The organism is Serratia sp. (in: enterobacteria), from assembly GCF_046715635.1.
In the GTDB taxonomy this organism is placed as follows: Bacteria; Pseudomonadota; Gammaproteobacteria; order Enterobacterales; family Enterobacteriaceae; genus Chania.
Genome location: NZ_JBKJYW010000109.1, coordinates 1 through 9,629 on the forward strand (window position 1 = coordinate 1; position 9,629 = coordinate 9,629).

At 48.3% G+C, this 9,629-nt stretch carries 8 protein-coding genes and 1 CRISPR repeat array; of the genes, 5 read left to right on the plus strand and 3 right to left on the minus strand.

Translation table 11 applies throughout. From position 1 onward, the window contains the following. The 3 genes from ACLQ7H_RS05240 to rluE all read right to left on the minus strand — a co-directional run. On the minus strand, nt 1–426 hold a 426-nt coding region (locus ACLQ7H_RS05240; protein ID WP_411751762.1), incomplete at its 3' end, for an asparagine synthase-related protein. A gap of 95 nt (nt 427–521) precedes the next feature. Further along, nucleotides 522–968, minus strand: a complete 447-nt coding sequence (locus ACLQ7H_RS05245) for an NUDIX hydrolase (protein WP_411751763.1) — start codon at nt 966–968, stop codon at nt 522–524. Nucleotides 969–1,100: 132 nt separating this feature from the next. After that, nucleotides 1,101–1,721 carry a 23S rRNA pseudouridine(2457) synthase RluE gene (gene rluE / locus ACLQ7H_RS05250; RefSeq protein WP_411751768.1) on the minus strand — a complete coding sequence of 207 codons (621 nt, stop codon included), beginning with the start codon at nt 1,719–1,721 and terminating at the stop codon, nt 1,101–1,103. Between the two features lie 139 nt (nt 1,722–1,860). Between rluE and icd the strand changes: the two genes are divergently transcribed. From icd to ACLQ7H_RS05275, 5 genes are all read left to right on the plus strand, one after another. Further along, nucleotides 1,861–3,114, plus strand: a complete 1,254-nt coding sequence (gene icd, locus ACLQ7H_RS05255) for an NADP-dependent isocitrate dehydrogenase (RefSeq protein WP_411751764.1) — start codon at nt 1,861–1,863, stop codon at nt 3,112–3,114. A gap of 467 nt (nt 3,115–3,581) precedes the next feature. After that, complete coding sequence (locus tag ACLQ7H_RS05260) at nt 3,582–3,824, plus strand: hypothetical protein (RefSeq protein ID WP_411751765.1); 243 nt, start codon at nt 3,582–3,584, stop codon at nt 3,822–3,824. Between the two features lie 289 nt (nt 3,825–4,113). Continuing rightward, on the plus strand, nt 4,114–4,644 hold the full coding sequence (locus ACLQ7H_RS05265) for a fimbrial protein (protein ID WP_411751766.1): 531 nt from the start codon (nt 4,114–4,116) through the stop codon (nt 4,642–4,644). Nucleotides 4,645–5,774: 1,130 nt separating this feature from the next. Beyond that, nucleotides 5,775–6,008, plus strand: a complete 234-nt coding sequence (locus ACLQ7H_RS05270) for a hypothetical protein (RefSeq protein WP_202629067.1) — start codon at nt 5,775–5,777, stop codon at nt 6,006–6,008. Between the two features lie 464 nt (nt 6,009–6,472). Beyond that, nucleotides 6,473–7,459: a CRISPR direct-repeat array (repeat unit 28 nt; unit sequence GTTCACTGCCGTACAGGCAGCTTAGAAA). A gap of 501 nt (nt 7,460–7,960) precedes the next feature. After that, on the plus strand, nt 7,961–9,088 hold the full coding sequence (locus tag ACLQ7H_RS05275; protein ID WP_411751767.1) for a fimbrial protein: 1,128 nt from the start codon (nt 7,961–7,963) through the stop codon (nt 9,086–9,088). The last annotated feature ends 541 nt before the right edge of the window (nt 9,089–9,629 follow it).

Below are 9,629 nucleotides of genomic sequence, written 5' to 3' on the forward strand. Positions count from 1 at the left end.
CAGGCGGCTTTTGCCGTCCACGTCCTGGCGGCGGACATAGTGACCGGTAGCGATAAAATCCGCCCCCAGATCTTCAGCCGCAAACTCCAGGAACGCTTTGAATTTGATTTCTTTATTGCACAGGATATCCGGGTTAGGGGTACGGCCCGCCTTGTACTCCTCAAGGAATAGCTCGAACACGTTGTCCCAGTATTCTGCCGCGAAGTTCACCGTATGCAGCTCGATGCCCAGCTTGTCGCAAACGGCTTGCGCATCGGCCAAATCGGTGGCGGCCGAGCAGTATTCCTCGTCGTCGTCTTCTTCCCAGTTCTTCATGAACAACCCAGCGACCTGATAGCCCTGTTGTTGTAACAGATAGGCAGTAACGGAAGAGTCGACGCCGCCGGACATTCCGACGATCACTTTTTTCTGGCTGTTGTCTGACATGAGGATCTCACGAACTTGAACACGTACTGTGCGATAAAAAACAAGCGCAGGATTTTACCACGTTGGCCGCCTGCGCGCACGGCCCTTATTTGCCGTCAAAATGGCCAGTTAAAGCTGGCAACCAGCGACAACGGGTAGCGTTCCTGCTGCTGATAACAATGGATAGTCTCGGCCACCAGTGGTGAACGCAGGTTTTCAGCCTCCAGGATCTGCTCGGCGGTCAACCACAGGCAGCGATCGATATCATCGTCCTGCGGCTCGGTAGGCAGCGGTTGTTCCAGCTCAATCACAAAGCAGAAGCGCAGAAACGGCGTGCGGTCAGGCGCAATCCACTGATGCATCCGCAGAAAAGACTGCGGCGTGGCGCGGATGCCGGTTTCTTCCCACAGCTCGCGCTCGGCGGCCTGGACCAGCGTTTCATCCGCTTCGAGATGGCCGGCCGGTTGATTCCACAGGGCTTTACCGTTGATGGTTTCTTCGACTACCAAAAATTTACCGGCGGCATGAACCACGCAGGCGACGGTGACGTGCGGCTTAAACATGGCGGTTCCTTAAGTTATAACGAGTGAACAAAGCTGATTGTAGGGGCTCTGCATGCTGCGCCCATCTAGCTGTTAGGGTCTAACATGTTTGACACCTATGAATTCAGCAACATTGTCACTTTGTCATCAGTCTCAATCCACGGTCTGCCATTCTCCAGGCTGCAAGCTCCCCAGGGAAAGATTGCCCATACTGTAACGAATCAGGCGCAGGGTAGGGAAGCCGATATGTGCCGTCATGCGACGCACCTGGCGGTTTCGGCCCTCGTAGAGCGTGATCTTCAGCCAACTGGTGGGGATGGTCTTGCGTTCCCGGATCGGTGGATTGCGCGGCCATAGCCATTCTGGCTCTTCGACCCGTTCCGCTCCGGCGGGCAGGGTTGGCCCATCGGTCAGCGTCACACCAAGGCGCAATGCAGCTAGATCGCTCTCCTGCGGCTCGCCTTCCACCTGCACAAAATAAATCTTTCCGGTGCGTTTGCCGGGTTGGGTTAGCTGCGCTTGTAGCTTGCCATCGTTGGTCAGCACCAGTAATCCTTCGCTGTCACGATCGAGCCGCCCGGCAGCATAAACATCGCTAAAAGGGATGAATTTTTTCAGGGTGGTGCGGCCGGCTTCGTCGGTAAACTGCGGTAACACATCAAAGGGTTTGTTGAAGACAACCACTCGCCGCGGCGCCTGTGATTTCTGGCGTGCTGCGGGTTTACTGCGGCTGAATCGTTTAACTTGGTGATTTTTAACAGAGAATTTAGTCATGGTCTTTGAGATTTCGAATGATAAGCGCATTATAGCCTAATCCGTTTCGGATTGGCGCGAGCTGAATATTCAAGTAGTATTGACACGCATCTTACAAAGCATTAACAAAATTGCGCTTGAAGACAGAAAGGAGAGGTTGATGGAAAGCAAAGTAGTTGTTCCGGCAGAAGGTAAAAAGATTACGGTTGATGCCCAGGGTAAACTGGTTGTTCCGCATAACCCTATCATCCCGTTCATCGAAGGTGACGGTATTGGCGTTGACGTTACCCCTGCCATGATCCACGTGGTGGATGCAGCGGTTAAAAAGGCCTACCACGGCGAACGCAAAATCTCCTGGATGGAAATCTATACCGGTGAAAAATCCACCCACGTTTACGGGAAAGACGTGTGGCTGCCGGAAGAAACACTGGAACTTATTCGTGACTACCGCGTAGCGATCAAAGGCCCACTGACTACGCCAGTGGGTGGCGGTATTCGTTCTCTGAACGTGGCTCTGCGCCAGCAGCTCGATCTGTACGTATGTCTGCGCCCGGTGCGTTATTATCAGGGCACACCAAGCCCGGTTAAGCAGCCAGAGCTGACCGATATGGTGATCTTCCGTGAAAACGCCGAAGACATCTACGCCGGTATCGAATGGAAAGCGGGTTCTGCAGAAGCCGACAAAGTGATCAAATTCCTGCGTGACGAAATGGGCGTGAAGAAGATCCGTTTCCCAGAGCAGTGCGGTATTGGCATTAAGCCTTGTTCCGAAGAAGGCACCAAGCGCCTGGTTCGTGCGGCCATCGAATATGCTATCGACAACGATCGTGATTCAGTGACGCTGGTTCACAAAGGCAACATCATGAAGTTCACCGAAGGTGCCTTCAAGGATTGGGGCTACGAACTGGCACGTGAAGAGTTCGGTGGTGAACTGATCGACGGCGGCCCATGGCTGAAAATCAAGAACCCGAACACCGGTAAAGAGATCGTGGTTAAAGACGTGATCGCCGACGCCTTCCTGCAGCAAATCCTGCTGCGCCCGGCTGAATACGACGTGATCGCCTGTATGAACCTGAACGGTGACTACATCTCCGACGCCCTGGCCGCTCAGGTTGGTGGTATCGGTATCGCCCCTGGTGCCAACATCGGTTCCGACTGTGCGCTGTTTGAAGCTACCCACGGCACTGCGCCTAAGTATGCTGGCCAGGACAAAGTGAACCCAGGTTCCATCATCCTGTCCGCTGAGATGATGCTGCGTCATATGGGCTGGTTCGAAGCTGCTGACTTAATCGTTAAAGGCATGGAAGGCGCTATCGCTGCTAAAACCGTGACCTACGATTTCGAACGTCAGCTAGAAGGCGCTAAGCTGCTGAAATGTAGCGAATTTGGCGACGCTATCGTTAAACACATGTAAGTGTGATTTAGCGTTGAATGATAACGGGAGCTTATGGCTCCCGTCTGTTTTTCATCCTCAATAACCCCTCTGTAAAACGGTATGAAAAGTGAGCTATTTTCATCCCCAACTACCCACCGGTAAGACCTCACTCAAGGAAATTATCGCCTCAATCTTGAAAATGATTGTCGAGATCATTAACAAATTCCTAGTAACCACTACGCAAGAAGGTAACAACGCTGGCGTCAGTACAGCAAATACCGCCAACGCAGCGCGGTAGGTATGGGGGATTGTTCAGACTGAAATCACCGACCAGTTGAGGCAAAAAATGTTACTCGGTGGATTGTTATATTCATCACGGAGCTGACTAGCTAGTTCAGATTACTGTTTTTCTCACTTCCTTTTGTGATGCTCTATCTGGTTGTTTCATTGCCAATGTTGAGTCTGGAAGGGCGTATAACGGGATTGATAGTGAATACACGTCATCTATGAATACGGAAATTACGGCATCATGCATAAAAAATGCTTGGCAAAACAGTGATATTCACTTGGGAATTACCGAAGGCGGTATCAGTCAGCGAAAAACTGGAGATTATACTGTTAATTATTTAGAAATAGCTGATGTCTTGCCTTTAGCCGACGACAAAAGCAAAGTCATTTTTTACCATAACGGGGATAGAATTTGGGGCAGTAAGAAAACGTTAATTTCCGCCATAAAAGGGTGTCTCTAAACGTTCTTCCCTATTATCAATATACCTCAACCAGCATTGAAGCTGGTTTTTTATTTTGTTGGTTGCGTTCAATGTGTGGGTGCACCAGTAGCCGCTACTGGCCTCAAAAAATGTTGGTCCCCCACGTTTTAGGTCGTATAAAACTGGCTAAAAAGCGAACATGGTTAGGCTGAATTAAATTAATTTTTGCCTATCGGTGACACAACGTAAATGAATTTTAATTTTCTGATGAAATGCGATTATTGACATGCACATTCGGTGCAACTGTTTTTTAATAAAGGATTTTATTATGAAAGTTAAAAACTTGTTCGCTGTACTATTTTTAATAACCTTCGCTTTTAGCTCGGCGGCGATGGCTGAAGGTAGTGGAAGAATGACCGTGTCAGGTAGCATTATTAAGACGCAAACATCCTGCGCTATAGCACCTGAGTCCATTGACCAGACAGTTGCGTTAGGGCAGGTGGCCGATGCCGCACTGCTTGAAAACAATGGCTCTGGTAAGTCGGCTCCGCAACATTTTAATATCCAATTGGAAAATTGTGAAGTTTCTGGAGGTAATAGTGTAACAGTTACTTTTGTTGGCGTGGAAGGGAAGGATGGTCGTCTTGGCATTACAGGTACGGCTAGCGGTGCCAGTGTTGCATTGACCGATGGTTCAGGAAATGTGCTTGAATTGGGAAAACCCAGCAAAAACTTTTCGCTCCAGAATGGTAATAACACCCTCCCTTTTACAGTTTACCTTCAGGGAGATGGTGTGCCGGGAAATATTCAAGCGGGTGATTATCAGGCTACGGCTGGTTTTATGTTGAATTTCCAATAAGTTAATAATTCACTATTGAATATCGGGAGCCTGATGGCTCCCGTTTGTTTTTCCTCCAAAAAATTCTTCTGCAAAACTGTATGTAAAATGAGCTGAATTAATCCTTGGTCGACCAGTCATCATCCCGACAAACTGTATCTGCTGACAATCCCTCGCAGGTTTCACTGCGTAGGGGCGCGCATGCGCCCGTCTAATCATGGGTTGGCAAGGGTCGGCAGTTCGATTCCGACAAATTCACTAACATTGCCACTTTGTCATCAATCTGATCTGCTCCAGGTATCCATAGTGTTCTACCGGACCCTAATTTTTTAACTATTTATAACTTATTGATTTTATAAATGAGATATTGAGGGCGCTAAAAAAGGGTTTTATGGCAAATCTAACGGTTATTGTTTAATTAACAGGCTATTAGCAATAAGATACAACGTTCACTGCCGTACAGGCAGCTTAGAAAAATAGCGCACGCCGCCTACAACTACGCTTTCTGTTCACTGCCGTACAGGCAGCTTAGAAAACGTTGCGGAGCCTGCAGAATGAGCCGGAAAAGTTCACTGCCGTATAGGCAGCTTAGAAAGGCATCAATCAAGCTTTTGAGAGCCTCTGATGGTTCACTGCCGTACAGGCAGTTTAGAAAAACTTTTCTACTGCGGTCAGGCTGGCGGTAGTAGGGGGGGTGATGCCAGCCCTGCCAGCAAATTGGTGGTTGCCAGTGTCATCAGGCGATCCGTTAACGCCGCGCGCATATTCGGGCTACAGAGCAAAGGGCAATAGACCAAACTGCTTGGGTTACCGTCAAATCAACGGAGTCTCTTTAACTAACATGGTAGGAGATATCTCGACTTTAGTGATAGCGAATTGCGGAGATGATGCATGAGCTGCTGCTGATTGTATTGGCCGTGACCATTCCACCGCGGCGGGCCATTGCCGTATTGTGCGCGTATAGTGAATCAGATGCGGGCTGTCGATATCGTCGCCTATCAAAGTGCCCAAGGAGTGACAACAAGGCCGGGAGTAATCCCGGTCAGCTTTCCCATCCCTGAACATCACCTATACCATTCATCAGCCAAGTCGATTAACTCAGTTTCTGGAGCCTGCTTTGTGGTAAAATACCCGACCCGGAGATTTTTATCATGAAATCAGAAAATACTCTTACGTGGTTCCCCGCACAGATCCCCGCTGTCAGAAGCATACTTGGTGATGCTGTTATTGCCGTCGCAAAACAAGGTAGACCAATAAACACAAGAACGCTCTGTGATTACATCCGTTACAAGCAAAAAAAGCAGCACTTGATTGATAAAAAACAGTCGTTTCAGACAGCTATTGACGTTCTCAGAGGAAACCAAGATCGGCACGGGCACATCTAGCGAGCAGTTACGACCCTCAAGCTAATGCTTGATTTTCCCCCTACCTCAAGAGCTATGATTTATGTCGTTTATCAAAGGTGTAAAAGGGCTTGTATCGCATACAGTTAGAATGACGTGCCTATATGTAAAATGATCTGCTTTCATCCTTAGTCGACCCGCCATGCAACTGCCTAAAATCCCTCACAGGGCTTACAGCGTAGGGGCGCTGCATGCTGCGCCCGTCTAAATAATCAATGGGTTGGCAAGGGTAGGCAGTTCGATTCCTATAAATTCACTAACATTGCCACTTTGTCATCAATCTGATCTGCTTCAGGTATCCATAGTGTTCTACCGGACCCTAATTTTTTAGCTATTTATAACTTATTGATTTTATAGATGAGATATTGAGGGCGCTAAAAAAGGGTTTTATGGCAAATCTAACGGTTATTGTTTAATTAACAGACTATTAGCGATAAGATACAACAGTTCACTGCCGTACAGGCAGCTTAGAAAATCTGTGCGATCTACTTCGCTACAACGGCAAGGTTCACTGCCGTACAGGCAGCTTAGAAAAAAAATCACGGCAAAGAGGAGCAATCGGGTTTGTTCACTGCCGTACAGGCAGCTTAGAAATTACTCAGCTCCAGCAACTTTGTTGATCCCTTGTTCACTGCCGTACAGGCAGCTTAGAAATTGAGAGCCTTAACCCGCTCCTGGTATCCGGCGTTCACTGCCGTACAGGCAGCTTAGAAATGGCAACCGGTAGTCAATGAGCTAAAGGATATGTTCACTGCCGTACAGGCAGCTTAGAAAGACATAGCCCACCACCGGCAGGCTATAGCTGAGTTCACTGCCGTACAGGCAGCTTAGAAAAGCCAATGCCCTAAACAGAATTGCCCCTACTAGTTCACTGCCGTACAGGCAGCTTAGAAAGGCATAGGCAAAGAAGCGATGGCGCAAGGTATGTTCACTGCCGTACAGGCAGCTTAGAAAGATACAGTTGGAACCTGTTTTTCAACTTTGGTGTTCACTGCCGTACAGGCAGCTTAGAAAATTAAAAGCATTCGCTAGCGTTGTAATACCTGGTTCACTGCCGTACAGGCAGCTTAGAAACCAAAGTGGGGGACCTTCGGGCCTCACACCATGTTCACTGCCGTACAGGCAGCTTAGAAATGGTATATCGTCGGTCATGATGATCCGGTCCAGTTCACTGCCGTACAGGCAGCTTAGAAAGTTAGGCGTGCGATATATCCAGCGCCAAGAAAGTTCACTGCCGTACAGGCAGCTTAGAAATCGCCCGACCAATAAGCATTATGTGGTAGTCGTTCACTGCCGTACAGGCAGCTTAGAAATGTCAGCCCCCCACGTTTTAGCCAACTGGTTGGTTCACTGCCGTACAGGCAGCTTAGAAATGAATCAACGTTCGTCCCTTGTGAAAAGCCATGTTCACTGCCGTACAGGCAGCTTACAAAACGATGTGCGCTAACAACTGGAAATAACGTTTGATCACTTCCGTAGACAACGACTATGAAGGGGGCGAGCTACTCGACCTTCTGCCGTGCGTTATTATGCTGAAGGAACCACTACTGCCGGCACCGAGATCAGCAATCTAGTCTATTCTAATCAGTATCAATAGCCAGTTGCTGAAGAGGCGTCACTTCCATTTGTCTCCCGTTGATTCAGGAGTTTTACACGAAACTTTTTTCCCACAATATGGCTCGCCAGATTGGCACTTTTGCCGGTTCTGTCGCATTAAAGAGGCTTTCTCTTCGTTGCCCGGTTACGCCTGTGTAGTCAACGTGCCGGGCCTCGCGAATGTTAGCTTGAAAAAACCGACGCGCAGCGAATACGTTGGCCTAAAACTGGCTTAGTATCGGGTTGCTGACATCGGAAATGGCAAACGTGTTGCATCATTAGTGCCAGAGGTAAAAATGAAGAGGATTATATAGGCTACGACCGGGCTGCTTTTGCTCATGTCCGCCAGCCATAGTGCCTGGGCTGCGGTAGTCTATTCACCGGCGAATGGCTCCCCACGTACCGATAAAGTGCCTCTGTCTCCTTCTGCGATCTCGGCGGGGAGTGATCTTCCAATCGGAACGGTGATTTATCAAGGCCGATGGGAGAGAGGAGCTACCGGTCTTTCGGTGATGTCCTGTGACTCACCGACGGATATCTCAATGTGGCTTAACATTGCCTGGACTGTTGAGCAGGCGCCTCTTCCCCTCGCTAACTGGACAGGGAGTCCTTTCGGTGGTGCTGTCTATCAGACCAGTATCCCAGGGGTAGGAATTGCCATCTCCCGTAATAATAATGGCGATGCGGCCGTATTAGGCAAACCTAACTATCAGTTTCCGGCGGATGTGAACAGTCAGGTGGCGGGGGGATCCTATAAACCTTATCTGACTAACAGAACGATCTATGTAACGTTGATTAAGATCGCTGCTATTACGCCGGGCAATTACACCCTCAATGCGACGACACTGCCGACTGCTGCACTGTCAATCGTCAATCCGCTAAATTATCCGGCGACAACCGGGCTTCCCATTAAAGCGTACATTATCAAGTTTCAGGGGCAACTAACGGTACCAGCCCAGACCTGCACTACGCCAGATGTGGATGTTAATCTGGGGAGTTACGACACGCGGCAATACTTTACCGGGCAAGGGGCAACCACTCCGTGGGTTGATGCTTCGATCACCTTGACCAACTGCCCAACCTTCTATGGTTATTATAATGCCGCCAACAGTACATTAGCGTTTGATTATACTATCGGCTCTGGGCAGGTCGCCAACTCAACCAATAATAGTATTGGCGTGCGATTGACCCCGACAACTTCGGTGATCGATGCTGCCAATGGGATTATGGCTATTGACTCTACGATAACCGGTGCCGCATCGGGGGTGGGGATTCAGCTCGGCTGGGGAAATAGTAGCCAAATGCCCCCGCTGTTTAACTTTGCGGCAGAACAGTCAGTAACGCTACCGAAAGACGGTAGCCCGACAATTCGTGTTGCATTAGCTGCCCGTTATATTCAAACCGCTTCTGGGACTTCGCCAGGCAAGGCGAACGGCAAAGTCACGTTTACGATAAACTACTACTGAGCAACGAAGTACCATCCTGGTAAGCGAAACTATCCAGGTATCAAAATTCAACGCCACTGGTTGTGAATTTGTTTATATATCAATTGATTGCATGGGTTTCTTATATGCTCTCGTTAGCAATATTAGAGTAATAAATAAATTCGATTTTTTATATAAGATCTACATATAACTTATTGATAAATAAAATAATTAATGATTTTTATTGCGTTTTACACTACTTCACTGAGAATATTCTTGGTTATGCAATAGTATTTATCCCAACAGCAAGGCAGGACGAAACACAGGTTAACTGATCCGTGACTGGTTTAAGGGGCAAAGGCACGTTGAAAAGGCTTTCAACACGGGACGGTCGTTAATTTATCAAGGGTGAATGTATTTCATCAGCACTTAATTTGACGACGTCTGTTATTACCCCGTGTTTTCAGCGCTGTGTTATCACCGATATAGAGTTATGTATCACCTAAACATATCCACCTTGGGTGGGTAACCGAATCATTTAATGACGTAAGGTCACTAGGAATAAATATGAAAAACGTAACAC